Origin of the sequence: Acidisoma sp. L85, assembly GCF_009765865.1 — a bacterium.
Lineage (GTDB): Bacteria > Pseudomonadota > Alphaproteobacteria > Acetobacterales > Acetobacteraceae > Acidisoma.
Genome location: NZ_LMUQ01000039.1, coordinates 1 through 26244, shown reverse-complemented (window position 1 = coordinate 26244; position 26244 = coordinate 1). Strand labels below are relative to the sequence as shown.

The following is a 26244-nucleotide window of genomic DNA, read 5'->3' as shown; positions in this document are numbered from 1 at the left end:
GGAGCCCTTTCAGTGTCGCGCGTCTACAAATGGTGCGTTGCACCCGAAGTGTCGAAGACACGCCCAAACGAGAAGGGGTAATCGTTGCTGCGCAGCTATGCGAGCGGGCTTGGCGGCGCCCTAATCCGCCGCCAAAACGCCCATCTTGGTTGCCAAGGCCGGCAGGCGCGCTCGCCGGCGCGGCGTCAGCCAGCGCTCCAGCCGATTCAGATAAAGGTAGATGACCGGCGTCGTGTAGAGCGTGAGGACTTGGCTCAGCAGCAACCCGCCGACCATCGCATAGCCCAGCGGTTTGCGCAGCTCGGAGCCCGCGCCGGATTCCAGCATGAGCGGCAGGCCGCTCAGCATGGCCGCCATCGTCGTCATAAGGATCGGCCGGAACCGCAGCAGGCAGGCTTGGCGGATGGCGGTGAGCGGTGGCAGCCCATCTCGCCGCTCCGCCGTGATGGCGAAATCGACCATCATGATTCCGTTTTTCTTCACGATGCCGATCAGCAGGATGATGCCGATCATCGCGATGACCGACAGATCCGTCTTCGCCAGCATCAGCATGAGCAGCGCGCCGACCCCCGCTGAGGGCAAGGTCGAAAGGATCGTCAGCGGCAGGATGTAGCTCTCGTACAGCATCCCCAGGATGATGTAGACGGAGATGAGAGCGGCGGCGACCAGATAGGGCTCGCTGCTGAGTGACGACTGAAAAGCCTGCGCCGTGCCCTGGAACGAGCCTTGCAGCGCCAGCGGCGCGCCGAGCTGCCCGCGCATCTTGTTGATCGCATCGACTGCCTCGCCGAGCGAGGCGCCAGCCGCGAGATTGAAGGAGATGGTGACCGCCGGGAACTGGCTCTGATGATTGACGGCGAGCGGCGCCACCGGAGCGCTGTCGATTTCGACAAGCTGCGACAGCGGGATCACCTGACCGCTGCTGCCCTTCACATAAAGCTCATCGAGCGTGCTGAGCTTCCCTTCCAGCCTCGGAGGCACTTCGAGAATCACGTAGTAAGAGCTTAGCTGCGTGAAATACTGCGTGACCTCGCGCTGGCCGAAAGCGTCGTACAGCGTGTCGTCGATCTGTTGCGGGCGGATGCCATAGGTCTCGGCAACGTCACGCTTGATCTTCAGCGTGGTCGTCGTGCCCGCAATCTGCTGGTCGGTCGCGACATCCCGGAGCATCGGCAGGGTCTTCACCTTCGCGAGGATCCTCGGCGCCCAATAGTTGAGCTGGTCGGAATCCGGATCCTGCAGGGTGTACTGGTAAAGTGTCAGCGCCAGCCGTCCGCCGACATTGATGTCCTGACCGGGCCGTAGATACAGATTGACGCCCTGCATCGCGCGGGCCTTCTCGGCCAGCCGGGCGATGACCTTCATCACGGGGTCGCCGGGTCGTTGGCTCCAGGGCTTGAGGTTGATGTAGAAGCGCCCTTGGTTGCCCTGCGCGCCCGCCGTGCCCGCTCCGACCTGCGAAGCGAAGCCGGCGACTGCCGGATCATCCTTGACGAGTTCGTTGAGCTTCGACTGCACCTCGACCATCTGGTCGAAGGACGCGTCCTGCGCCGCCACCGAGGTTCCGATGATCATCCCGATATCCTGGGTGGGGAAGAAACCCTTCGGGATGATCACATACAGGAAGACCGTGAATCCGACGGTCGCCAGAAACGTCAGCAGGGTGAAGAACCGGAAGCGCAGCGCGATATCGAGCGTGCGGCGGTAGCCGTCGATCAATCCCACGAACCCCGCCTCGATGAAGCGGAATATTCGGCCATGCGCGCCGTGGTGGCGGCTGAGCAGGCGCGAGCACATCATCGGCGTCAGCGTCAGCGACACGAAAGCCGACATCACCACGGCGACCGCCACCGTCATCGCGAATTCGCGGAACAACCGGCCGACGATGCCGCCCATCAGCAGCAGCGGAATGAACACGGCGATCAGCGAGAGACTGATCGAGACGATGGTGAATCCGATCTCGCCCGCGCCCTGAAGCGCCGCCTCCTTCGGACTCATGCCCTCTTCGATATGCCGGTAGATATTCTCCAGCATGACGATGGCGTCATCAACGACGAAGCCGACGGAAATCGTCAGCGCCATCAGCGACAGATTGTCGAGGCTGAAGTTGAACAGATACATCGCCCCGAAGGTGCCGATCAGCGCCACCGGCACCGTGATGCTCGGGATGATGGTTCCCCACAGGTTACGCAGGAATAGCAGGATCACCATCACGACCAGCGCCACGGAGAGCAGCAGCGTGAACTCGACATCGCGAACCGAGGCGCGGATCGTTTGTGTGCGATCGACGATGGTGCTGACATGGATCGCCGGAGGAATGCTGGCTTCCAGCGGCGGCAGCGCCGCCTTCACGCGATCGACGGTCGCGATGACATTGGCGCCCGGCTGCTTGAAGATCAGCAGCAGCACGCCGCGCTTGACCTCGCTGCCTTGGCTGCTTTGCCAGCCCCGAAGCTCACGGTTCTGCGCGCCGCGCACCGCCGTGCCGATATCCCGAATGCGAACAGGCGCGCCGTTCTTATAGGCGACAACGATATTGTCGTAAGGCGAAGGCGTGGTGAGCTGGTCGTCGTCGAGGACGGTGTAGGATTGGGTTGGTCCGTCGATGCTGCCTTTCGGCGAATTGACCGTCGCCTCATTCAGGACGGTGCGCACATCCTCTAGCGTAAGGCCCATATACGCGAGCTTGGCCGGATCGATCTGCACCCGGATCGCGGGTTTCTGCTGACCGCCCACCACAACCTGCGATACGCCGGCGATCTGCGACAACCTCTGCGCGAGCAGGTTCTCGGCCTCGTCATCCACCTCGGTCAGCGGCATCTCATCCGAATGCACCGACAGGATCATGATGGGTGCGTCGGCCGGATTGATCTTGCGGATCGTCGGCGAGCTCGGCAGGTTCTTCGGGAGCTGGCCCTGCGCCGCGTTGATCGCCTCGAGCACATCCGTTGAGGCCGCATCAATATTGCGGTTGAGATCGAACTGCAGGGTGATCGTGCTGGTGCCCTGCACGTTGCTCGAGGTCATTTCCGTCATGCCCGCGATCTGCGAGAACTGCGATTCGAGCGGCTCGGCGACGCTGGACGCCATCGTATCCGGACTGGCACCCGGATATTTCGCGGTCACCGTGATGGTCGGAAAGTCGACCTGGGGCAGGGGCGCGATCGGCAGAAGCGGAAAGGCTGCGAGGCCACCAAGCACAATCGCCGCGACCATCAGGGACGTGGCGATCGGCCGCCGGATGAAGGGCGAAGAGATGCTCATTCTGTGCCGTCATTCCCTTGGATGGGTAGCCAGGCTAGCTTGATTTGGCCGCGACCATCGTGCCGTTCTGAAGGCGGGATTGACCGTTGAGAACGACCTTCTCATCGCCATTGAGGCCGGTCGCCACCACGGCGATCTTGTCGTTCTGGTAGCCGACCGTGATCGGCTGGTTAGCCACCTTGTCATCGGATTTCACGACATAGACATAGAGCCCGTTCGGCCCGTGCTGGATGGCCTCTATCGGCACCGTCACGGCATTGGACTGAACCGAAAGCTCCAGATGGGCATTCACGAATTGGCCCGGCCACAATCTGTTGTCGAGATTGGGGAAAATCGCCTTCAGGGCGATCGTGCCGGTGCTGATGTTGATCGTGTTGCTGGGCGTCAGCAAAGTGCCAGCGCTGATCTGCGTCACATTATCGTCCGCGAAGGCGAGCACTCGCGCCTTGCCATGCGCCATCGCGGCTTGCACGGCGGGCAGCGTGTCCTCGGGCAGGGTGAAGACGACGGAGATCGGGTGAACCTGATTGATGGTGACAATGCCTTGGCTATCCCCGGCCTGAACCAGGTTGCCGGCATTGACTTGCTGGAATCCCACCACCCCGGAAATCGGCGAGGTGATATTGCAAAAACTGAGGTTTAACGCGGCCGTATCCACCGCCGCCTTGTCCGCCGCGACATTGGCCTGAAGCTCCCGCATCGTCGCCATGTCGTTGTCGACTTGCTGCTTGCTGGCATAGCTGTTCGCGGCGAGGCTCGAATCACGCTTGAGATTCACCTCGTCATTCGTCGCCAAAGCCTGATCGGCCGCCTGCTTGGCCTGCGCCTGGGCGAAAGCGGCGGCATAGGGCCGGGGGTCGATCGTGGCGAGAAGATCGTTGGGCTTTACTTCCTGGCCTTCCGTGAAGGCGATCTTGTCAATCGTGCCCGTGACCCGCGCTTTGACAACGACAGTTCGGTAGGGCTGCACAGTGCCGATGCCGTTCGCGAAGACCGGCACATCGGAACGTCCCACCTTGATGATCGTGACAGGAACAGCGGCTGGGGCATGCGTTGTTTCGCTCTCCGCCGGAGACCGAAATTGCATGCCGACCAAGATCGCCGCGGCAGCGACGCCAAGAGTCGCAAACAACCAAATTCTTAGGCGCCGTCTGCCTCCCGATGCTCCCGCGGCTGGGAGCTCCTCTTCGGTGTTCCGTGACTCCATGATCCTAGATGCCATAGACCTTCCATCGCGGGAACGCCTTCGTCCAACAGGAAACACTTCTTCACAAACGCGGGTGGCCTGCTGAGCTATGTCTGCAAATTGAAACCCCCAGACTTCCCGCAGCATGACAGCTTTCTCAGATCGAGGAATAACAATGGCAAAGATGTCGTTCTTGGCAGCCGCAATTGGCGCTTGCCTCGTATCTGGCGTGGCCTTGGCGCAGCCTGCCCATCCGCTTCGGACGCGGGGCGTCATTACTAGCGTCAGCGGAAATGAACTTGACGTTACAAGCCGGTCAGGTGCGAAGGTCGTGTATGTTTTGACCGACAAGACCCGGATCGCCGGCATGACCATCGCAAAGCTGAGCGATATCAAGCCAGGCAGCTTCATCGGCAGCGCCGCGATCCCATTGCCGGACGGCAAGCTCAAGGCGCTCGAAGTTCACGTCTTTCCGCCGAGCCTGCGCGGCATGGGCGAGGGCCATCGCCCCTGGGATCAGGGCAAAGGCAGTTCGATGACGAACGGCACCGTGGGTAAGCTGGTCGTCGCGAATGGCGACACAATGACGGTGACGTATCATGGCGGCCAGAAGATCATCGTTGTGCCGCCCGATGTTCCGATCGTCAGCATCGTGCCGGGGGATCGCGCTTTGCTGACCGTCGGCGCCCATGTCAGCGCGTCGGGGGCCAAGGACACGGACGGCTCTATTCACGCGCTCAACGTCTCGGTCGGCCTGAACGGCCTCGTGCCTCCGACATAACGAGACCGGCGAAGGAGGCCAGTCAGTGTTCTCGCTCGTTGGCCTCCGCCCAGTCCAGTTCCTCTTCAACGAGGTGGAAGGCGTCGTCGCCGATCCGGCCCTCCCGCAACAATGCTGCCAGACGCTGACGCTCCGCCCCCAGGGCACGCCGGCGCAGCGCGGCGACGGCTGCCAGCTTGGTTTCCGCTTGAGCGTCTGACCTAAGCCGCGCCTCATATTCCTTGGCGACGAAGCGGCCGATGTCACTCGCCCGATCGTCGCCCAAAGCCTCAAGCGCGGCGCGCGCTGCCTCGGCGCGAGCCATGCCCACCTCATCCGCTACGCTGTCATCCTGCTGCAGCGTCAGCCGGGCCAGGAACGGGCGAAGCGTGATCCCCTGCAAAACCAGCGTCCCCAACACCACGCAGAAGGCGGTGAACACGATCAGGTCGCGCTCGGGGAACTGCTCGGGCAGGGCGAGCGCCGCGGCGAGGGTGACGATGCCGCGCATCCCGCACCAGGAGATCACCAGGCCCCCCTGGATGGTGGGTGGCGTCAAAGCTTCGGCGCCCCGTGCCAGGGCTCGCCGCCGCGTCCAGCGCAAGGCGGTGTTGTGGGTCATCACCCAGGCGAACCGGATGAGGATGCAGGCGGCCAGCACGGCGAGGCCGAAGGTGGCATAGCGGCCCGGAAGTCCGTGCAGCCGGGTGAGGATGCCGCGAAGCTGCAAGCCCACGAGGATAAAGGCGAGCACGTTCAGCACAAAAACGACCACCTCCCACACCGCGTAGCTCGCGCGCCGGTGCCGTGCGCTCATGCGGCCCGGAGCCACGCGCGCAAGGGTGACAGCAAAGGCAACCACGGTGAGAACCGGCGATAGGGCCAGCCTGTCCGCCAGGAGCCAGACGCCGAAGGTGCCGAGGAATTGCAGCAGCACGGCGGCCGGCCCTTCCTCGATGCGGGACGAGATCGCGAGGAAGCCGCGCGCGAGCACCATACCCAGCAAAACACCGCCCGCCGCCGACAAGGCAATCATCGGGCCGGTATAAAGCGTCACGCCACCGGCCGCGGCACCGACGGCGAGGCGATAGATCAACAGGGCGGAGGCGTCGTTCAGCAGGCTTTCGCCTTCCAGAATAACCAGCATGCGGTGCGGCAGCCGCACCTGCCGCAGCACCGAGGTCGCGGCGGCGGCGTCGGGCGGGGCAACGATCGCGCCCAGCGCAATGGCCGCCGCCCAAGGCATCGCGGGATTCAGCCAATGCGCGGTGGCCGCCACCCCGGCCACGGTGAGACCGACAGCGACCAGAACTAGGCCGGTGACCGCCGCCCAGTTCTGCCGAAGGTCGCGCGGGCTCGCATCATAGGCGGCGTCGAGCAGCACAGGTGCCACGAAGAGGCCGAGGGCCAGCCGAGGGTCCAACGTCACCTCCGGCACACCCGGAATCAGCGCCAGCACCACGCCCGCCAGAGCCAGCAGCGCGGGCCAGGGTACGCCAATCCTGGGCGCCAGCAAGGCCAGGCAGACGCCCGCGAGCAGGAGGCCCAGCACGAGCTCAAAAACGATCATGCGTTATACCGTGATCCTCGAAGTCTCATCGTTTCGATCCGTACTGGAAGAACTGAAGAAACAATTCGCGCTCTGTCGTTATGTCGAGCTTGGCATAGATCCGCCGCCGATGATTCTTGACGGTACCGGGCGTGATCCCGAGACGTTCCGCGATGGTCGCGGAGGGATGGCCGGCGAGAATGAGCGTCGCAAGCTCCCTCTCCCGCGCGCTTAGCTCCGGCCAAAGGCTTGGCGGGAGTGCGGAATCTCGCGTTTCGGCTGAGACTGTCACCGCTGTCGCCAGTGGGGCGGAGGGCGGCTCCGTCAGTCTGCGGTGGGCAAGATGCAGCGCCTCGAAGACTCCGAAGAGCTTGCCGAGCCGCTCGACCTCCTGCCCGCGAAACGGCGTCTTCGCGCGGTCGAGGAAGATGCCGAGGCACCAGTCGCCGCCATCCTCCAGCAACACGCCGACCTCGTCACAGATCACCGAGGAGGCGAGGAATTCCTTGATGTACCGGCCACGTTTCAGCTCACGGCTGGCGAAGGATTGCAACGGCACCACGCCGGCTTTGCGGCTCTCTCGCCAATGGGCGCCGAAGGGATCGTAGACGAAATAGACCTCCTGATACTGCCGGGCCAATTCGTCCGAGAAGTTGCGGTGGGACAGGAAGCGCGGCGGCTCGGTCGCCGAATAGCGTGTCACCGTGACCAGATCATGCGGCAGCGCCGCGGCGATCGCATCGGTCAGCCTGTCGAGGTGATTCGGCTCGCCAATGCCCGCGATGGCGTGGCTCAGCGCCCGGAGGAATGGCGCGTCCCCGGCCGTCACGGCCAAGGCGGTGCGGCTTCGTTGTGTCCAAAGGCACATAGCCACGGCGCTTCGCCGGGACCTAGTCTTCGCGGCTCCAGGCAAGGGAGGCGGCACTTCATGGCAGCGACGAACCCCATCGTGATTGGCATCGATGCTGGCGGCACCATGACGGATACGATCCTGGTTGATTCGGATGGCCACTTCAAGATCGGCAAGGCGGCAACCACGCCCAAGAACGAGGCCGAGGGCTTCCTCGCTTCGGCGGAGGATGCCGCCGATGCCTGGGGCATTTCGCTGGAGGAATTATTCACCGGTGTCGGTGTCGTGCTCTATTCCGGCACCGGCATGCTCAACACGCTGCTGTCCCGCACCGGGCGGCGTCTCGGCCTGATCACCACCAAGGGCCTTGAGGACATGATCCTCATGGGCCGTGGCTTACAGGCCTGGGCGGATTACTCCTACGCCGACCGGCTGCATGCGGTGACGCATCACCATCCCGACCCGCTGGTGCCGCGCCGCCGCACCCATGGCGTGACGGAACGCATCGACCAATTCGGCGACGTGGTGATCCCGCTCTACGAGCATGAGGCCGAGGCGGCGGCGCGCAAGCTGATTGCCGACAAGGTCGATTCCATCTGCATCATGACGATCTTCTCCCACGTCAATCCGATGCACGAGAAGCGCATCGCCGAGATCGTGCGCGCGGAAATCGCCGCTGCCGGCGCCGAGATCCTCGTCTATACCAGCCATGAGGTGCGGCCGGTGATCCGCGAACAGTCGCGGCTCAACAGCGTTCTCATCGAGGCTTACGCGACCGCGCGCGGGCGGCAGCAGCTTCGCGGCATCGAGGCGGTGTCGAAGAAATATGGTTTTCGCTACGGGGTGCAGACCTTGCTGTCCTTCGGTGGCCTGACCTCGATCAACCATCCCCGGCTGCACGAAACCATGATCTCCGGCCCGATCGGCGGCATTCTGGGCGCGGCCTATGTCGGCAAGCTGATCGGCAATGATTCGCTGATCTGTTCCGATATGGGCGGTACCAGCTTCGACATGGGCGTGATCACGCGCGGCCAGACGCGGATCGAGAACGAGCCGATCATGGACCGGTTCAAGCTCAACGTGCCGACCCTGCATCTCGACACGATTGGCGCGGGCGCCGGCATGATCCTGAAAGTGGATCCGCTGACCCGCAAGATCAGCCTCGGCCCGGAAAGCGCGGGGTCCGATCCCGGTCCGATCTGTTTCGACCGTGGCGGCACGGCGCCGACGATTGCCGATTGCGATGCGATCCTTGGACGGCTGAACCCGGATTATTTCCTTGGCGGCAAGGTGAAGCTGGACGTCGCCAAGGCGCGGCGGATCTTCAAGGAGACCTGCGCCGATCTGCTCGATGTCAGCCTGGAAGACGCCGCCGAAGGCATGATCGAGATGCTGGAGACGGATGCCAATAGCGCGCTGCGCCGAGTGATCTCGGGCCAGGGCATTCATCCGTCGGAGTTCACGCTGTTCTCCTACGGCGGTTCCGGGCCCTTGCATCTTGCCGGATGCAGCCGGGGCATCGGTTTCCGCGACATCATCACCTTCCAATTCGCCGCCGCCTTTTCCGCCTTCGGCTGCACCACGGCCGATTACAAGCGGCGCCATTCGGTTTCCACCCAGCTCGATATTCCATCGAGCGCGAGTGACGACGCTCTGGTGGCTTTCGCGGCCAAGGTCACGAAAGTCTGGGACGACCTGACGGAAGCCGCCGTGGCGGAAATGATGGAAGACGGCCATCCGCGCGAGAAGATCCGCACGGAGGCTTTCCTGATGGCTCGCTACACCGGCCAGCTCGAAGATGTCGAAGTGACCGCGCCACTGACGAAGCTTTCGACCGCCGCCGATATGCGCCAGGTCGTGGCGAGGTTCGAGGAAGTCTATGCAACGATCAACCATCGCGTTTCGGCCTACGGCTCGGTCGGTTACTCCATCATGGAACTCGGCGTGGTCGCGACCGCCGATAAGGTCAAGCCGATCCTCGTCAAGCGACCGCTCGGCGGCTCCGATCCATCCGCCGCCGCCAAGGGCATGCGGGAGACCTATATCGGTGGCCGCTGGCACAATGCGCGGCTCTACGAAATGGACCTGTTGGAGCCGGGGCATGAGGTGACGGGACCGGCCATCATCGAACACCCGGCGACAACGCTCGTGGTCCATCCGCAAGACCAGGTCTTTGTCGACGAGTGGACCCTGCTCCACTATCGCCACGCGTAAGGGAGACGATCCGCATGCTCGACAGCACCCACATCGCCATGCCGTTGCGCGACCGTCTGCTCGACTCCGAGCGGATGATGGCGGAGACCGGCTGCTACGACGGTATCACCGACCTCAGGCTGCGCCAGGACAATCCGCTCAAATTCGAAACACTGCACACGAAGCTCCGCGCGCTGTGCGTATCCGCGCGCGAAATGGCGCGACGGATTTCCGCCTCCCCCGGCGTGCGCGAAGTGGGTGAAATGGTGGTTGCCATCTACACGCCCGAGGGCGATGCGATCGCGCTTTCCAACGGCATCATGGTGCATGTCCATACCATGAGCCGCTTCATCAAGTGGATGATCAAGCAAGGCTACGAAGCCGATCCCGGTATCAACCCTGGCGACATCTTCGCCAATAACGATGCCTTCATCGGCACCGTGCAGGTGCCGGATGTGATGGATGTCGTGCCCATCTACTACGAGGGCACATTGGTCGGCTGGGCCGGCGCCGTCTGCCACGAGCTGGAAAGTGGTGGCATCACGCCGGGCGGCGATGTCTGCCTCGCACAGGAACGCTATACAGAAGGGCTTTTCGTCTGTGCCGAGAAGATCGGCACGAATGATGCGATCCGCCGCGACTATGTGATCCGCTGCGAGCGTAATTTGCGCATGCCGATCTACTGGGTGCTCGACGAAAAGGCGAAGGTCGCCTCCTGCATCGATATGCGCGAGGCGGTGAAGGGGCTCATCGGCGAGATCGGCCTGGATTACTGGATGCGCGTCAGTAAGGAGTTCATCGAGGAAGGCCGGCGCGGCCAGCTCGCCCGCACGCGCCAGCTCACCGTACCAGGCATCTATCGCGGCCATACCTTCTACGGCCATGTGACGGAGGGAAAACCCGGTTTCCAGCCGCTCGGCGATCCCAATTGGCTCTATAATATTCCGATCGAGATGGAGATCACGCTCGACGGCACGATCAAGCTCGATTTCGAGGGAACGCAGCCCTGGGGCTATCATTCCATGAACTGCACGCCCGCTGGCATGGATGGCGGCATGTTCGTGACCCTGACCCAGCACATGAATTACGAGGGTCTCGTCAATGACGGCGCATGGATGGGCACCGAGCTGAAACTGCCGTACGGCACCTGGACCAATCCCGACAACGAGAAATGCGCCACCGCGACTTCCTGGGCCTTGCTGCTGCCGGCCTACGGCGTGTTCCAGCGGCTGCTGTCGCGCGGCTTTCTCGGGCGTGGTTTTGTCGAGGAGATTTTCGTCGGCCAGGTGAATAGCCCGATGATTGAGATGGGCGGTGAAAGCCAATACGGCACCCAATTCGGCATGGCCCATTTCGAATGCGCGGCGGCCGGTTCCGGCGCGCTCGCCATCAAGGACGGTCTCGACACCGCCTATGTCGGCTGGAATCCGGAATCCGATATGGGGAATATCGAGATCTGGGAACAGAATATGCCGATGCTCTACATTGGCCGCTCGATCGTGCCGAATTCCGGCGGCTCCGGCAAATACCGTGGTGGCTGCTCGTTCATGTCCACCTGGCTCATCAACAAAACGCCCCACCTGCGGCTCGTGACCTCCGAACATTCCTCGCGCGTCTTCGACAATGCGGGAATGTGCGGCGGCTATCCAGCGCCGACCTGCCAGATGCACCGTGTCGTCCGAAACACGAATATCAACGAGCTGACGGCCGCCCGTTTGCCGATCCCGCATACCACTGGAACCGATCCGCACCGCTCGGATCTGGAGAAGCTGGTGACCGGCGATCACCTCACGGACGAAGGTCCCTATATCAGCGCGCCGCACAAAAGCGGCGATATCTTCACCCATTCCTATAATGGCGGCGGCGGCTACGGTGATGTGTTGGAACGCGATCCGGTCAAGACCGCCTGGGATGTCGAGAACGGCTTCCTCACCGCCGAGTCCGCGCGCAATGTCTTCGGCATCGTGGTGCGGGAGAACCTCGACACCGACGAAATGGAAGCCGACCTTGCCGCGACCGCAGCGGCCCGTGAGGAGCTTCGCCGCGAACGCATAAGACGTGCGGTACCTGTGGCGGAATGGATGGCGCAGGAAAGCACGCGCATCCGCGACCAGAAATTCGCCTTCGAGGTACGCCGCATGTATGCGAGCGCGATGCGCCTCTCCCCGCGCTTCTCGAGCGAATTTCGCGACTTCTGGGGTCTGGAACCCAGCTTCACCTTCGGGGAAAAGCCATGAGCAGCTATAGCCGCGAGATCATCGGCGAACTCGTCGCCGGAACGCTGCCCTGGCACCAGACCAAGCGCATCATGAGCGCCTACAAGGACGAAGACCGCTTCTTCAAGGTTCTCTCCGTGCTGCAGGACCGCGTGTCCTGGGACGACCGGATCCTTTTGCCCATCGGCGATCACCTCTTCATCGCCGAAACCCCGCGCGGCCGCGTCACCAAATGCGAATGCGGCCACGAGCATGGCGATTATCGACGGAACTGGAAACTCACCGCCCATATCTTTGTCCGCAAGACCGAGGAGACCCTGCGCGAGATCTACCCCAACAGCGATTTGCCCGACCCGCGTTGGATGGAGATCCGCGAATTCATCTGCCCAAGCTGCGGCATCCTGCACGAGGTCGAAGCCTGCGCTCCCGGCTACCCGATCCTGCACGACTTCCAACCCGACCTCGAAGGCTTCTACCGCGATTGGCTGAAGCAACCTTTGGAAGGCTAGAAAAGGATGTTTTGGGTTTGAACCTTGCTCATTCCCCCACGTCATGCTCGGCGAAGGCCGAGCATCCACGCCTTCCTTGCTCGACGAAGGCAAGGCGTGGATGGCACGCCTTCGCGTGCCATGACGGATGTCTGGGGCTTGGGCCAGCAATACGCCCTTACGCTCAATTGGACAGGCACATTCCATGAAATCCCTCGCCAACCGCGCCGCCGTCATCACCGGCGGCCTAACGGGCCAGGGCCTGGCCATCGCCAAGGCTTTGGCGGCGGAAGGCGCGGCTGTCGCGGTCGGCTCCTATATCGGCGAGCAAGCGGGGCGATCGGGCGATGCGGCCGCCTATCCCGACCCCGCCGAAATCGTCACGGTGCGCGCGGCGCTGCGTGACTTCGGCGTCCCCACCTATGTCGGACATCTCGACGTGCGCGACACCACCGCCATCGACCGCTTCCTGCACGACGCTGAGGCTGTCGGCGGCCCCGCCGATATCCTTGTGAACGCTGCGGGCACGACCGCGGAGCAGCCGGTCTCGGGCCATTCCGACGAGCTCTGGACCAAGATCATCGACACCAATCTCAACGGCGCCTTCCGCATGATCCGCACGCTGCTGCCCGGCATGATCTCCCGGCGCTGGGGGCGGATCATCAATATCGGCTCCACTGCGGCGACCGTCGGCTGGAAGGACAACCCGGCCTATTGCGCCTCGAAATCGGGCCTGCTCGGCCTCACCCGCTGCGTTGCCCTGGAAGGCGCGCCGCATGGCGTGACCTGCGTCATGATCAGCCCGACCTGGGTCGAAACCGAACTCATGCGCCGCAACCTCGAACAAGTCGTCGCACGCGAAGGCGACACGCGGACTCTTGCTCAGGCCATGGCTGAGGTCGCCGAGCAGAACCCGCAGAAGCGCATCATTCAACCCGACGAGGTCGCGGCCCTGGCGGCTTTCCTGTGCCGCGAAGAGGCCAAGGGAATCACAATGGAAAACATCCAGATCACCGGCGGCGCGCTCTGGTAGCCGCCGCCGCGCGCTCGAACCTGGATCAGCGCCCCGCACCCAACGCGGCACCGCGCCGCACCGCGACCAGCTCCGCAAGGATCGAGAGCGCGATCTCGGGCGCGGTAACCGCGCCGATCGGCAACCCCACCGGACCTTTGATGCGCGAGAGACTGCTCTGCTCATGCCCCAGTGCCGCCAGCCTTTCGAGCCGCGCGGCATGAGATCTGCGAGATCCCAGCGCGCCGATGTAGAACGCGTCCGACCTCAGCGCGCGGTCGAGCGCGGGATCGTCAAGCTTTGGATCATGCGTCAAGACAACGATCGCGCTGCGGGCATCGAGTTTCGCGAGATCCAGCGCTTCGTCCGGCCAGTCGGACATCAGTGCGGCATCGGGAAATCGTTCAACGGTCGCCAAAGCGGGTCGCGGATCGATCACGATGGTCGCCATGTCGAAAGGCGCCGTCAGCCGCACCAATGCCTGGGCGATATGCACCGCGCCCACCACGAAGATTCGCACGGGGAGGTTATGCACATGCAGAAACCAGCTTTCGCCGGCAAGCTCGACAATCCCGTTCCGGTCGCGCTCAAGTGCCTGGCGCGCCGCATCCTGTAGATCATCTTCGATGGAATCTGGAAGGATCCGTTGCAGCCCATCGGGGAGGCGGGTCGCCAGAACCAAGGGACGCCGTTCGGCTCGGGCCTGAAAAAGCGCCGCCGTGATTTCCGGCGTCATCCCACCTCTTCCACGAAAACGCGCAAGCGGCCGCCGCAGGCGAGACCGATCTCCCAGGCGCGCTCATTAGTTACGCCATAGTCGAGAACCTGCGGCTGCCCGGTGGCAAGCGTCAGAAGGCTCGCCTCCGCGACCGCGCTTTCGACACAGCCGCCGCTGACTGAACCGACGATGCGGCCACTCTGCGTGACAGCCATCTGGCTTCCGACGGGCCGAGGTGAACTACCCCACGTGGCAATGACCGTCGCCAGGGCCACCCGCTCGCCCTGGTCCCGCCACGCACCGACCTGGGCGAAGATATCCTCGACACCGCCGCTCATGACCGGGAGTCCGATACCACTTGATCAGTCCGGTTCACCATGCCGATCGCCCGCGTCAAGGATCGCCACGCCAATGTCGCGCAACCGATGCGAGAGGGCGTTTCGTGCAAGGGCGCAAATACGCGCAGTGGCTCCATCCCCAAATCCGCCGAAATCTCGGTGCCGGAGCGTAAACCCTGTTCGAAGGTTTCGGCCATCACGCAGGCATCCTCCGCCGCGATACCCTCGACCAGCTCGGCCATGATGTCGGCGGCCGCGATGCAGATGGCGCAAGCCCGCGCCTCATAGCCGATCGCGGCAATCCGCTTCTCGGGATCGCAGCGCAGGCGCACCACAACCCGATCGCCGCATAGCGGATTGGTCTCGCGCGCCTCGGCATCAAACACCTCCAGCCGGCGTTTATGCCGGGGAGACCGCGCTCGTTCCAGGATTGTCGCGTTGTAGATATCCTGTGTGTCGCTCATGGTCATCGTGCCACGGATTGGTAGCGCGCCCGCATGGCCGCGTAGTCAGCTGGCGTGTCGCAATCCTGCACGAAGGCATCATCATCCATCTCGATCCGGGCGACCAGTTCGGGGTGGCTATCGACCAGCTGGCGGCAACCGACATTCAACGCACCCGCCGCGATCTCCGGAATATGGCGCGCGGCGAACAGCACCGGATTGCCCCGTTGTCCGCTGCGCATGGGCACCAGGATCGACTTGCCTTCGTCCACCGTCCGATATGCGTCGAGCAGAGCGCGAAGACTCCTCGTTGTGAGAAAAGGCTGGTCGCCAAGAACCACCATCAACACCTCGCAAGCCACCGTCAGCGCACGCACCCCGGCGACGACCGACCCCGGCTGTCCTTGCGCGTACTCGGCGTTATGCACGAAGCGGACGGGCAGGGCGTCTAGCGCGGCCGTCACCTCGGGCGCGCGATACCCGGTCACGACCACGAGTTCAGCAAGTGCCACGCCAAGAACCGCCGTCACGACATGACGCAGCATCGGCTGGCCGCCGAGGTCGAGCAAAAGCTTGTGCCGGCCTTCCATCCGAGACGAGAGACCGGCCGCCAGAATGACGGCGGAGGTAAGAGGGGTGGGCGCGGTCACAGCACCTCCAGCGATGGTAGCCCCCCACGCGGCGGGGACTGTCCGAACATGCCGCCAGAAGCTCGCTCTCCTCAAGCGGCACCTGGCTTGGTCCAAGGCTTTCGGGTTCACGTCTGTGCTGGCAGGAGGATCACCAGCTTGTGGTCCGCCTGCGCCGCGGGGATGAGAGTGACCTGCTCGTATTGCACGATGCCGTCCTCGGGGTGGCTGAACATGCGCGTGCCGCCTTCGCGAGCCAGCACCGTGTGGCTGTTCCAGAAGCGCGCGAAGTCCGGGCTGTCTTGTAGCAATCGCGCGACCATATCCTGTGTTTCGGTATCACCCGGATTGCGCGCGATATCCGCCCGGAATTCCGCCAGAAGCCGCCTTGCGCGATTTTCCCACTCGCGAATGAAATCGCGCGCTGACGTGTCCAGAAAAACATAGCGCAGCAGAGAAGTCTCACCGCTGCCGAGCCACGGCGAAAACAGCCGGCCCGCCGCTGCGTTCCAGGCGCGCGCATGCCAAAGCCGGTCAAGCAGATACGCCGGTGCCGTTGTCGTCGAGAGGACAGCGCTCAGAGCATCCGGTACGGCCGACGGCAATATCGTGGCCGGAGAGGGGTCCTTCTTCCGGGTCAGCTCAAACAGGTAAGCCCGCTCCGCCGCGCTCAAATGCAGAGCGCTTGCCAGCCGCGCGAGGGCCTCGGAGGAGAGCGAGATATCGCGGCCCTGCTCGATCCAGGTGTACCAGGTGACGCTGATCCCGCAGAGCTGCGCGACCTCCTCCCGTCGCAATCCCGGTGTGCGCCGGCGGGCATGAGCCTCCATCGGCAGCCCGGCAGCGGCGGGGTCGAGCGCCTCACGCCGGGCGCGGACGAAGGCAGCCAGCAGCTCGCGTTGCGCAGCGGTCATAATCATCAGGGAAGCGGTGATACCAGTATATCTACCCGGCTTATACTGGTTCCAATCGAGTGACATGGTGACGCGTCAGATAGGGGAACCCGACCATGAGCATCGCGATGAACGCCTTCACGGCCGCGCAATACGCGCCCCGTGCCCAGGACTACGTCACCAGCATCAATCACAGCACCGGCGATGACCTGGCGCAGATGGAGGCGGAGCTGCACGGGCAGGGCGAAGCGCGGGTTCTCGACCTCGGCTGTGGCGGAGGCCATGTCAGCTACCGCGCGGCCCCCCATGTCGCGGAGGTCGTCGCCTGCGACATTACCAAGAGTATGCTGGATGTGGTTGCCCAGACGGCGGCGGAGCGCGGTCTCTCCAATATTGCCGTCCGTCAGGCCGCCGCCGAGGATTTGCCCTTCGAGGATGCGAGCTTCGATGTCGTTCTCTGCCGCTTCACAACCCACCATTGGCGGAACATGGAAGCCGGCTTGCGCGAGGCGCGCCGCGTTCTCAAGCCTGCCTGCCGCGCCGTCTTTGTCGATGTGACCGCGCCCACGGACCGGATCCTCGACACGCATCTGCAGGCCTTTGAGATCCTGCGGGATGCCTCGCATATCCGGAATTATTCGGTCGGCGAGTGGCTGGCGGCCCTCTACCGGTCCGGCTTCGCGGTCGAGGGCATCACAGCCCGCAAGCTGCGCATGGACTTCCCGGTCTGGATCGCCCGCACCCGCACCTCTGAAGCAAATGCCAAGGTGATCCGCTCGCTTCAGGCCGCGGCACCCGCCGCCATCCGGGACCATTTCGCGATCGCGGAGGACGGCAGCTTCGATCTGGACACCGCGACGGTCATGTGCCGGGCGGCGTAGCGGTCGCGGATTGCAAACGACGCCAATCGCTCAAATGCCCGGACGGGAAGGCTGATCGACTCCGAGCTTTATGCTATCAAGCCCTTGAGACCGCTTCTTCAGACCCGCCGGGAAGCCGGCACTGACGCGAAATGGGATTCGATGGCCGCTCTGGTTGAGGCTCGCAGGCTTATCTCACCAACACTTCTGGCAATGGGGCGCAGGCGGCTGGCCGCGCTGGGCGGCTTGGTTCTCGGCCTCGCCGGTGTCGCACTGGCGGTCGCCCTGGGCTCCTACCACCCGTCGGATGCGTCCTTCGACACGGCGGGTGCGGTGGTCCGCAACCTCGCGGGTCCGGGCGGCGCGATCCTCGCCGATCTCCTGTGGCAGGGCTTCGGCATCGTCGCGGTCTTGCCTGCCGGCGTAATGCTCCTCTGGGGCTGGCGTATCGCGGAAAGCAAGCGGCTCTCATTCGTACTTCTGCGCATTCTTGCGCTTGCCGTCTCCATGCCATTGGTCGCCGGTGTCCTCGCCACCCTGCCGGTGAGCGGCGTCATCACTGGCGGCTGGCTGTCCAGCGGCCTCGGTGGCGCTGTGGGATTCGGCGTCGGACATGGCCTCGTCGGGCTCGGCGCCGATGCGCTCGGCGCGCTTGGAGCGGCGATCGTCTGGGTCATCGAGTTGCTGCTGGGGCTCGGCCTGGCGGCCTTCGGCTTCGGTCTCAGCCTGGGTGAGTGGCGCACTGCCGGCCGCCATGCGGGCCGCGGGGCGCTTGGCGCGGCGAATTTCTCGATGCGGTCCAGTGGCCAGGTCGCGCGCGGCATGAGCGGCGCTGGCCGTGGCCTCGGCGTGCTGTGGCGCCTGCTGCCGGATTGGGGCCAAGCCGCCGATCGCGAGCAGGCGCGAGCCCCGCACCCAGCGACGCTGCTGCCACCAATGGAACCGGAGGATGCGCCGGACGCCTTGCCGCCGATGGCGCGCCAAGCCACGCCATTCGCGCCGCAGCCTGCCGCGCCCCGCGCTCCAGCCCCCGCCGTCCGGGTCCAGCCACCGAAGAAGCGCGAAAATCTGTCGCCCGAAATCCAGCCTTCGCTGCCGCTCGGCTGGCGCTTCCCGACGCTGTCGCTTCTCAAAGAACCGCCCCTTCGCCGGGGAGTGGGCGTGAGCCCCGAGGCGCTGCAGGCCAATGCCCGCCTGCTCGAAACGGTTCTCTCGGACTACGGCGTCCAAGGCAGCATCGTCGAGATCCGGCCAGGCCCGGTCGTCACGCTCTACGAGCTTGAGCCGGCGCCCGGCATCCGCTCCGCCCGGGTCATCGGTCTGGCCGATGACGTCGCCCGCAGCCTGTCCGTGACGGCCGTTCGCATCGCGACTGTCCCCGGCCGCAATGTGATCGGCATCGAGGTGCCGAATGCCGAGCGCGAAACCGTGTTCCTGCGCGAGCTTCTGGCGACCCCGGATTGGACGAATAACAGCTCCAAGCTGCCGATCGCCCTCGGCAAGGACATCAGCGGCGCGCCGGTGATGGTCGATCTCGCGCGCATGCCGCATCTGCTGGTCGCCGGCACCACCGGTTCGGGCAAGTCGGTCGGCATCAATGCGATGATCCTCTCCCTCCTGTACCGCATGTCGCCCGAGGAATGCCGCCTGATTCTCATTGATCCGAAGATGCTCGAACTCTCCGTCTATGACGGCATTCCGCATCTCATGGCGCCCGTCGTAACGGAGCCCGCCAAGGCGGTGACCGCGCTCAAATGGACCGTGCGCGAGATGGAGCGCCGCTACCGCGCCATGAGTCAGCTCGCCGTCCGCAATATCGGTGGCTACAACGACCGCGTCGCCGAGGCGCGGGCCCGGGGCGAGGTCGTCACCCGCCGCGTGCAGACCGGTTTCGACGCCGAGACCGGGCGGCCGATCTTCGAGGAGCAGCCGCTGGCGCTCGAGTCGCTGCCCTTCCTGGTGGTGATCATCGACGAGATGGCCGACCTCATGATGGTCGCCGGCAAGGAGATCGAGATGGCGGTGCAGCGTCTCGCGCAGATGGCGCGGGCGGCCGGCATCCACGTCATCATGGCGACGCAGCGGCCATCTGTGGATGTCATCACCGGCACCATCAAGGCGAACTTCCCGACCCGCATCAGCTTCCAGGTCATCAGCAAATTCGACAGCCGCACCATCCTCGGCGAGCAGGGGTCCGAGCAGCTGCTGGGCCAGGGCGACATGCTCTACATGGTGGGCGGTGGCCGCATCACCCGCGTCCACGGCCCCTTCGTGACCGACCGCGAGGTTGAGGATGTGGTCGCCTTCCTGCGGGAACAGGGCGAGCCGAACTACCTCGAGGAAGTCACGGATTCGACCGAGGAGGAACCGGCTGGCGGCAATAGCGCGCTATCCGGAATTGCCGGCGCCAGCGAGGGCGAGAAAGGGCTGTTCGACCAGGCCGTCGCTCTCGTGGGCCGCGAAGGCAAAGCCAGCACCAGCTTCATCCAGCGGCACCTGCAGATCGGCTACAATCGCGCCGCCCGCCTGATCGAGCAGATGGAGAAAGAGGGCATCGTCGGCGCCGCCAACCATGTCGGCAAGCGCGAGGTCCTGATCCGCCGGATTAAAAAGGAAGAGGAAGACGACGAGGACGACGACAAGTGAGGCAGCGCGCTTTGAGCGTGATGATCAAATAGAACCGCGTCCAGAGGTTCCGTCATGGCACGCGAAGGCGTGCGGGGCACCCCGTGCCATCCACGTCTTACCTACGTGAAGCAAGCAAGATGCGGATGCTAGGCCTTCGCCGAGCATGGCGACGTGGCCCAGACCAGGCATTCTCAAGGGCCCGGCGCCGTCTCGTGCCCGACTTCGCCACCACCACACCTCAGCGGCGGGTCGCACATTCAGCGAGGACACGCTCCAGATCCGCCTGACGGAAGGGTTTGCGGAGGTTCGGCTTAGCGCGCCATTGGGCGCCGAGAGCCGTGTCGTCATAGCCCGTGCTGAAGACGAAGGGCAGGTTCAGCCGGTCGAACGCCTCGGCGACGCCGTCACTTCGCTGCCCGGCGACATTGACGTCGAGAATCCCGAAATCGACCTCGGACGGCCGTTCTTCCAGGAAACGAAGCGCTTCGTCGCAGCGCGCGAATGGACCGACGATGGAACAGCCCAAATCCGTCAGTACATCCTCTAGGAGCATCGCCAGGAGCGCCTCGTCCTCGAGCACAAAGACCCGCAGCGTTGTCGATGGCCGCGACTGGTCAAGGCTGGGTCGTGGGTCCATCCGGGTAATTTACCGTGCGGAACTCACGAAACGCTAGCCCCGTCTCGGTTGTAAGTCTTAACCCTCGACAGGGATGTCCATCACAAGAAGCCCATCAATGCCGCCTTGGGTGGCCGCGACCAGCTTCGCGCCCGCCGCCTTATGGGCCGCGTCCTCGGCATAGACCTTGAGCGCCGCCCAGTCGTCGAAGTCCACCATCAGGGCATGGGTATAGCCACGCTCGATCTTCTCCGGACTGTCACTGCGGCCGAAAGTGACCGTGCGGAGACCCGGCAGCCGGCCCCGCAAAGCCGCGAGTTCCGCGAATATGGCCTGCAAATCCGTGGCCGCCATGTCAGCACGGGCACGCATGAGAACGATGTGCTTGATCATCACACTATCGGTAGAGGGGCGTCACTCCGGCATCAACCCTCTTCGCCCGAAGGCACATTGCGTTCCAGCTCCTCGATCCAGGCCGCCGCATTGCCGTCGGAGGGCGCGCGCCAGTCGCCACGCGGCGAAAGACTGCCGCCGCCGCTCACCTTCGGGCCGTTCGGCATGGCGGACCGTTTGAACTGGCTGAAGGCGAAGAAGCGCCGCAGGAAGACCGTCATCCAATGCCGGATCTGCGGCAGATCGTAAGCGAGCCGCTTTTCCTCCGGGAAGCCCGGTGGCCATTCGCCCCGGGCCGCATCCTCCCAGGCCATCAGCGCCAGGTAGGCGATCTTGGAGGGGCGGAAGCCATAGCGCAGGACATGGAACAGGGTGAAGTCCTGCAGCGCGTAGGGGCCGATCTTGGCCTCCGTGCTCTGCGGCGCCTCCCCTTCACTTGCCGGCACCAGCTCCGGCGAAATCTCAGTGGCGAGGATCGCGGTCAGCGTGTCGCCCACCGCCGCGTCAAACTGCCCGGTGCTTATCACCCAGCGGATCAGATGCTGGATGAGGGTCTTGGGGATGCCGCCATTGACGTTGTAGTGCGACATCTGGTCGCCGACGCCATAGGTGCACCAGCCCAGCGCCAGTTCGGACAGATCGCCGGTCCCGATGACGATGGCATCGTTGTGGTTGGCGAGGCGGAAGAGATAGTCGGTGCGAAGCCCGGCCTGCACATTCTCGAAAGTCACGTCATAGACCGGCTCGCCTCGCCCGAAGGGATGGCCCATGTCGCCGAGCATCTGCGTCGCGGCCGGCCGGATATCGAGCTCCTTCCAGGTGATGCCCAAAGCTTCCATCAGCGCGATGGCATTGGTCTTGGTGTAGTCGCTGGTGGCGAAGCCCGGCATGGTGAAGCCGAGAATATTGGCGCGCGGAATCTCCAGCAGATCCGCCGCCCGTGCCGCGACGATGAGCGCATGGGTGGAATCGAGGCCACCCGAAACGCCGATCACCATCTTCCGCACGCCGATGCCGCGCAGCCGCTGCGCCAGCCCGCTGATCTGAATGTTGTAGCCCTCGTAGCAATCCTGGCTCAGCCGTGCGGGATCGGCCGGCACGAAAGGAAACCGCGCGAGCTTCCGCTTCAGGCCAAGGTCTCCGTCGGGCGGTTCCAGCGCCAGGGTCACACGCCGGAAGTCGCCCGCCTGCACGTCATGGTAACGCCGGTTGTCGTCCAGGCTGCCGTTCCGCAGCCGCTCCTGCCGCAACAGATCGAGATCGATATCCGCGATCGCCGATTGCGGGCCGAGCGGGAAGCGCGGGCTTTCCGCCAGCGTCACGCCGTTTTCGAAAATCGAAACCTGCCCGTCCCAGGCAAGATCGGTGGTGGACTCGCCGACGCCCGCCGCCGCGTAGAGATAGGCCGCCTGGCAGCGCGCCGATTGCGACTGGGAGAGCAGCGTCCGGCTATCCGCTTTGCCGATCGTGATGTTACTGGCTGAGAGATTGGCGAGAATCGTCGCCCCGGCCAGCGCCGCGGCACCGCTCGGTGGCGATGGCACCCAGACGTCCTCGCAAATCTCCACATGCAGCACGAAGCCCGGCAGATCCTCCGCCTCGAATATGAGGTCCGGCCCGAAAGGCACTTCCGCGCCGTTCAACCGGATGTTGCCGCCCTCCGTTCCGGCGCCGGAGGCGAAATGCCGTTTTTCGTAGAATTCCCGATAGTTGGGGATATGTATCTTGGGCACCACGCCCAGAATCCGTCCGCGATGGATGACGACCGCCGTGTTGAACAGCCGCTCACCAAAACGCAGCGGCGCGCCCACCAGCAGGATGGGCAGAAGATCCCGGCTACCCTCGGCGATCTCGGCCAGCGCGAGATGCACCGCATCCAGCACCGCGTCCTGCATGAGCAGGTCATCGATCGCATAGCCTGAGACGCAGAGTTCCGGAAAAACCGCAAGCACCGCGCCCTCGGCATGAACCGACTGTGCCTCGGCCAGAATCGCGCGGGCATTGGCGGCCGGATTGGCAGCGCTGCTGACAATGGTGCAGGCGGCGACCCGGGCGAAGCCATGGGCATAGAGCGAGCGAAAGGACATGAAACGAATGTAGGGCGGATCGCCGATCGCTAGAAGCGGCACGAGTCTGCGCTCCACGCGCATCACGCCCCGCGTCGCGGCTTCCGGCGAACCGGATGGAGGCGGCCGAGCCTAATCCGTCCGAGAAGCTACTGAGCCGCCTCCAGCGCCCCCGTCGCTTCCAGCCATGTCTCCTCGGCCGCCTCGATGTCGCGGTTCAATGCCGCGAGCCGGGTCTGCACCTCTGCCACCACCGCGCCCGTTGATTTGCTATAGAACTCGCCATCCCCAAGCTTCGCCTCAACCGCCGCCCTCTCAGCGGTGAGCTTGGCGATGCGCTTCTCGGCATCCTGAGCCGCCCGCCGCAACGGTGCGAGCGCGATCCTGGCCTCCGCCCTCTCGCGACGGTCGTCCTGACGTGACGGCTCGGGCTTCGCACTGCCGCTCGGTCCGGTGCTGCCCGATATGCGCTGGCGGTAGTCATCCATATCGCCGTCGAAGGTCGTGACTGTGCCGTTCGCCACCAGCCACAGCCGGTCGGCGACCAGCGAGACCAGATGCGGGTCATGGGTGATGAGCAGCACCGCGCCCATGTAATCGGCCAGCGCCCGGATCAGCGCTTCCCGCGCATCGATGTCGAGATGGTTGGTCGGCTCATCCAGGATCAGCAAATGCGGCGCATCCCGCGTCGCCAGGGACAGCAACAGCCGTCCCTTCTCGCCGCCCGACAATTCGGAAACCTTCGTTTCGGCCCGCGCCGCGTCCAGCCCGAACCGCGCAAGCTGGGCGCGCAACTGCGGCGGCAAGGCACGGGGCAGGGCGCGCGCCATATGGTCGATGGCGCTCTCCCCCGGAACCAGCGCTTCGGCCTGATCCTGGGCGAAATAGCCGACCCGCAGCCCCGGCGCCCGGCGCATCTCTCCGGACAGCGGCGGCAGCGAGCCGCCGACCAGCTTGGCGAGTGTCGATTTGCCGTTGCCGTTGGAACCCAGCAGCGCCACCCGATCGTCCATGTCGAGATTGAGCGAAACGTTACGCAACACCGGCTTGCCGCCATAGCCGACCGACACGCGGTCCAGCGTCAGGATCGGTGGCGCCAGCCGTGTCGGCTCCGGGAAGGCGAAGCGCGTCGGCGCGTCCTCGATCACCATCTCGACGGGCGGCAGCCGTTCCAGCGCCTTGAGCCGGCTCTGCGCCTGGCGCGCTTTGGTTGCCTTCGCGCGGAAGCGATCGACGAAAGCCTGGATGCGCTCCCGCTCGGCGCCGACCTTCTCCGCCATCCGGCGCTGCTGCGCCGTGCGCTCCGTCCGCAGCCGCAGGAATTCGCTGAAGCCGCCGGTGCTCAGCAGGATCTTGCCGCGATCGAGATGCGCGATGGCTTCCACGGAACGGTCGAGCAAGCCGCGGTCGTGGCTGACGATCAGGGCGGCGCCGGGAAACTTCGCGAGCCATCCCTCCAGCCACAGCGAGGCTTCGAGGTCGAGATGGTTGGTCGGCTCGTCCAGCAGCAGCAAATCGGGGTCTCCGAAAAGCGCGGAGGCTAGTGCCACGCGCATCCGCCAGCCGCCGGACAGCGCGCTGACCGGTCCTTCCTGCCGCTCGCGCGAGAACCCCAGCCCGGCGAGGATCGCCCCGGCCCGTGCCGGTGCGCTCTCGGCGCCGATCGTCCGCAGCCGGTCATGGACTTCGGCGAGCCGCAGCGGGTCGGTGCGCGGATTCTCGGCTTCCGCCAAAAGCGCGGTGCGCTCCTTATCGGCCGCCAGCACCACGGCAACGGGGGTGATATCCCCGCTCGGCGCTTCCTGCGCCACCGCGCCCATCTTGGCCCGTGTGGCGAGCCGGATCTCGCCGCCATCGGGCGTCAGATCGCCGGTGATCGCGCGCATCAGCGTCGATTTGCCCGCGCCATTGCGCCCGATCAGCCCGATGCGGCGGCCGGGATCGACGGTGAGGGCGGCGTTCTCCAGCAAGGCGCGGCCCTTGATGGATATGGAGAGGTCGCGGATGACGAGAAGGCTCATGGGCGCGCTCTTTAAAGCGCTTCGCGGAGCTAAGGAACGGCGGCCTTGGCCGGGCGGGATTGCGGCGCCTGTCTGTACCCTCTAAAGGCGCCGCCAACTGCCGGTCGCAGTCACACGTAACGAAAGAACCTCAGAGCCATGGCCACCGAACGCACCCTGTCCATCATCAAGCCCGACGCCACGCGCCGCAACCTGACCGGCAAGATCAACGCGATTTTCGAGGGCGCGGGCCTTTCGATCCTCGCCCAGAAGCGTCTGCAACTCACGCGCGCCCAGGCCGAGGCCTTCTACGGCGTGCATCGCGAGCGAGGCTTCTTCAACGATCTCGTAAGCTTCATGATTTCCGGCCCGGTACTAGCCCAGGTCCTGTCGGGCGAGAACGCGGTCGCGAAGAACCGCGAATTGATGGGCGCCACCGACCCGAAGAAGGCCGAGGCCGGCACCATCCGCGCCCAGTTCGCCGAGAGCATCGAGGCGAATTCGGTCCATGGTTCCGACAGCGCCGAGAACGCTGCGACGGAAATCAGCTTCTTCTTCGCCGAGATCGACATCGTCGCCTGAGCTGATTCAAGATCCGTCATGCTCGGCCTTTGCCGAGCATGACGTGCGGGGGACCAAAGCCGTTCCGCCGCCGCGAAAAGCCTCAGACCAGAAAGATCGCCATTCCGATCAGCACCACGGCAATGGCGATGATATTGCCGAGCAAAAACTTGCCGAAATCGTGCCAGAGGTGACGGCGCTCGTCGAGCATGGCCTGCGGCGTGGCATCGACATCGGCCGCGGCATGCGCGTCGTGGCCGTGAGTATCGGCTGTGGTCACTGCTTGGGCCATGGGCATCTCATTATCCGCGATCCAGCCGGCATTTAGGGCCCGGCGCCGCGCCTCGGCAAGGGGTTGATGAGTGCCGCCTCGGGCGCTGCCGCCCGTTTACCCGCCGGGTCGATCAGGTCACGCAAAGCCTGCGGGTAGAGCGCGTGTTCCTGCCGCAGCACTCGGGCGGCAAGGGCCGTCTCCGTATCGCCCGGAATAACCGGCACCGCCGCCTGTGCCAGTATCGGCCCGGCATCCAGCGCCTCGGTCACCAGATGCACCGTGCAGCCGTGGAGAGTGACCCCCGCCT

The 26244-nt window shown here is 64.6% G+C and carries 23 protein-coding genes; 8 read left to right on the top strand and 15 right to left on the bottom strand.

Annotated features, from left to right (window positions below; translation table 11 throughout):
- Positions 1 to 120: 120 nt before the first annotated feature.
- Positions 121 to 3264 carry an efflux RND transporter permease subunit gene (locus GSQ83_RS10315; RefSeq protein WP_158802814.1) on the bottom strand — a complete coding sequence of 1048 codons (3144 nt, stop codon included), beginning with the start codon at positions 3262 to 3264 and terminating at the stop codon, positions 121 to 123.
- A gap of 34 nt (positions 3265 to 3298) precedes the next feature.
- Entirely contained in the window at positions 3299 to 4396 is a 1098-nt protein-coding gene (locus tag GSQ83_RS10310; protein ID WP_158802813.1) for an efflux RND transporter periplasmic adaptor subunit, read from the bottom strand.
- Between the two features lie 229 nt (positions 4397 to 4625).
- On the opposite strand from GSQ83_RS10310, the gene GSQ83_RS10305 reads away from it, so the two are divergent.
- Complete coding sequence (locus tag GSQ83_RS10305; RefSeq protein ID WP_158802812.1) at positions 4626 to 5231, top strand: DUF5666 domain-containing protein; 606 nt, start codon at positions 4626 to 4628, stop codon at positions 5229 to 5231.
- Between the two features lie 22 nt (positions 5232 to 5253).
- Here the strand turns inward: GSQ83_RS10305 and GSQ83_RS10300 are convergent, their stop codons facing one another.
- Positions 5254 to 6780 (bottom strand): sodium:proton antiporter, encoded by a 1527-nt coding sequence (locus GSQ83_RS10300; protein ID WP_158802811.1) that lies wholly within the window; start codon positions 6778 to 6780, stop codon positions 5254 to 5256.
- A 25-nt stretch (positions 6781 to 6805) separates the two neighbouring features.
- A complete protein-coding gene (locus GSQ83_RS10295; protein ID WP_254065635.1) occupies positions 6806 to 7588 on the bottom strand; it encodes a helix-turn-helix transcriptional regulator in 783 nt (260 codons plus the stop codon).
- A gap of 99 nt (positions 7589 to 7687) precedes the next feature.
- On the opposite strand from GSQ83_RS10295, the gene GSQ83_RS10290 reads away from it, so the two are divergent.
- The 4 genes from GSQ83_RS10290 to GSQ83_RS10275 all read left to right on the top strand — a co-directional run bounded on the left by GSQ83_RS10290 (position 7688) and on the right by GSQ83_RS10275 (position 13539).
- Positions 7688 to 9823 (top strand): hydantoinase/oxoprolinase family protein, encoded by a 2136-nt coding sequence (locus GSQ83_RS10290; protein WP_158802810.1) that lies wholly within the window; start codon positions 7688 to 7690, stop codon positions 9821 to 9823.
- Between the two features lie 14 nt (positions 9824 to 9837).
- Entirely contained in the window at positions 9838 to 12039 is a 2202-nt protein-coding gene (locus GSQ83_RS10285; protein WP_158802809.1) for a hydantoinase B/oxoprolinase family protein, read from the top strand.
- The gene (locus GSQ83_RS10280; protein ID WP_158802808.1) at positions 12036 to 12527 is read left to right on the top strand and encodes an acetone carboxylase subunit gamma; all 492 of its coding nucleotides are present in this window, start codon (positions 12036 to 12038) and stop codon (positions 12525 to 12527) included. The genes GSQ83_RS10285 and GSQ83_RS10280 overlap by 4 nt, the downstream gene beginning before the upstream one ends.
- A gap of 184 nt (positions 12528 to 12711) precedes the next feature.
- Entirely contained in the window at positions 12712 to 13539 is an 828-nt protein-coding gene (locus GSQ83_RS10275) for an SDR family NAD(P)-dependent oxidoreductase (protein WP_158802807.1), read from the top strand.
- A gap of 25 nt (positions 13540 to 13564) precedes the next feature.
- Here the strand turns inward: GSQ83_RS10275 and GSQ83_RS10270 are convergent, their stop codons facing one another.
- The 5 genes from GSQ83_RS10270 to GSQ83_RS10250 form a co-directional block, all read right to left on the bottom strand.
- A complete protein-coding gene (locus GSQ83_RS10270; RefSeq protein WP_158802806.1) occupies positions 13565 to 14254 on the bottom strand; it encodes an XdhC family protein in 690 nt (229 codons plus the stop codon).
- On the bottom strand, positions 14251 to 14574 hold the full coding sequence (locus GSQ83_RS10265; protein WP_158802805.1) for an XdhC family protein: 324 nt from the start codon (positions 14572 to 14574) through the stop codon (positions 14251 to 14253). The genes GSQ83_RS10270 and GSQ83_RS10265 overlap by 4 nt, the downstream gene beginning before the upstream one ends.
- Positions 14571 to 15038, bottom strand: a complete 468-nt coding sequence (gene sufU / locus GSQ83_RS10260) for a Fe-S cluster assembly sulfur transfer protein SufU (RefSeq protein WP_158802804.1) — start codon at positions 15036 to 15038, stop codon at positions 14571 to 14573. Before sufU ends, GSQ83_RS10265 begins: the two co-directional genes overlap by 4 nt.
- Before the next feature lie 2 nt (positions 15039 to 15040).
- Complete coding sequence (locus GSQ83_RS10255; RefSeq protein WP_216850031.1) at positions 15041 to 15667, bottom strand: NTP transferase domain-containing protein; 627 nt, start codon at positions 15665 to 15667, stop codon at positions 15041 to 15043.
- Between the two features lie 107 nt (positions 15668 to 15774).
- The gene (locus GSQ83_RS10250) at positions 15775 to 16626 is read right to left on the bottom strand and encodes a helix-turn-helix transcriptional regulator (RefSeq protein WP_158802803.1); all 852 of its coding nucleotides are present in this window, start codon (positions 16624 to 16626) and stop codon (positions 15775 to 15777) included.
- 29 nt (positions 16627 to 16655) lie between these two features.
- Between GSQ83_RS10250 and GSQ83_RS10245 the strand changes: the two genes are divergently transcribed.
- Positions 16656 to 17420 carry a class I SAM-dependent methyltransferase gene (locus GSQ83_RS10245; protein WP_158802802.1) on the top strand — a complete coding sequence of 255 codons (765 nt, stop codon included), beginning with the start codon at positions 16656 to 16658 and terminating at the stop codon, positions 17418 to 17420.
- Between the two features lie 141 nt (positions 17421 to 17561).
- Entirely contained in the window at positions 17562 to 20045 is a 2484-nt protein-coding gene (locus tag GSQ83_RS10240; RefSeq protein ID WP_158802801.1) for a DNA translocase FtsK 4TM domain-containing protein, read from the top strand.
- A gap of 220 nt (positions 20046 to 20265) precedes the next feature.
- Here the strand turns inward: GSQ83_RS10240 and GSQ83_RS10235 are convergent, their stop codons facing one another.
- The 4 genes from GSQ83_RS10235 to GSQ83_RS10220 all read right to left on the bottom strand — a co-directional run bounded on the left by GSQ83_RS10235 (position 20266) and on the right by GSQ83_RS10220 (position 25123).
- Positions 20266 to 20664 carry a response regulator gene (locus tag GSQ83_RS10235; RefSeq protein ID WP_158802800.1) on the bottom strand — a complete coding sequence of 133 codons (399 nt, stop codon included), beginning with the start codon at positions 20662 to 20664 and terminating at the stop codon, positions 20266 to 20268.
- 57 nt (positions 20665 to 20721) lie between these two features.
- Positions 20722 to 21036 carry a Dabb family protein gene (locus GSQ83_RS10230; RefSeq protein ID WP_158802799.1) on the bottom strand — a complete coding sequence of 105 codons (315 nt, stop codon included), beginning with the start codon at positions 21034 to 21036 and terminating at the stop codon, positions 20722 to 20724.
- Between the two features lie 32 nt (positions 21037 to 21068).
- Positions 21069 to 23123: an NAD(+) synthase gene (locus tag GSQ83_RS10225; protein WP_158803121.1), complete on the bottom strand. Its 2055-nt coding sequence runs from the start codon at positions 23121 to 23123 to the stop codon at positions 21069 to 21071.
- A 128-nt stretch (positions 23124 to 23251) separates the two neighbouring features.
- Positions 23252 to 25123, bottom strand: a complete 1872-nt coding sequence (locus tag GSQ83_RS10220) for an ABC-F family ATP-binding cassette domain-containing protein (protein WP_158802798.1) — start codon at positions 25121 to 25123, stop codon at positions 23252 to 23254.
- Between the two features lie 138 nt (positions 25124 to 25261).
- On the opposite strand from GSQ83_RS10220, the gene ndk reads away from it, so the two are divergent.
- Positions 25262 to 25684 (top strand): nucleoside-diphosphate kinase, encoded by a 423-nt coding sequence (gene ndk, locus GSQ83_RS10215; RefSeq protein ID WP_158802797.1) that lies wholly within the window; start codon positions 25262 to 25264, stop codon positions 25682 to 25684.
- A gap of 82 nt (positions 25685 to 25766) precedes the next feature.
- Here ndk and GSQ83_RS10210 read toward each other — a convergent pair whose 3' ends face one another.
- Together GSQ83_RS10210 and GSQ83_RS10205 are read right to left on the bottom strand one after the other, a co-directional pair.
- Positions 25767 to 25955 (bottom strand): hypothetical protein, encoded by a 189-nt coding sequence (locus GSQ83_RS10210; RefSeq protein ID WP_158802796.1) that lies wholly within the window; start codon positions 25953 to 25955, stop codon positions 25767 to 25769.
- A gap of 32 nt (positions 25956 to 25987) precedes the next feature.
- On the bottom strand, positions 25988 to 26244 hold a 257-nt coding region (locus tag GSQ83_RS10205), incomplete at its 5' end, for a formyltransferase family protein (RefSeq protein ID WP_305782243.1).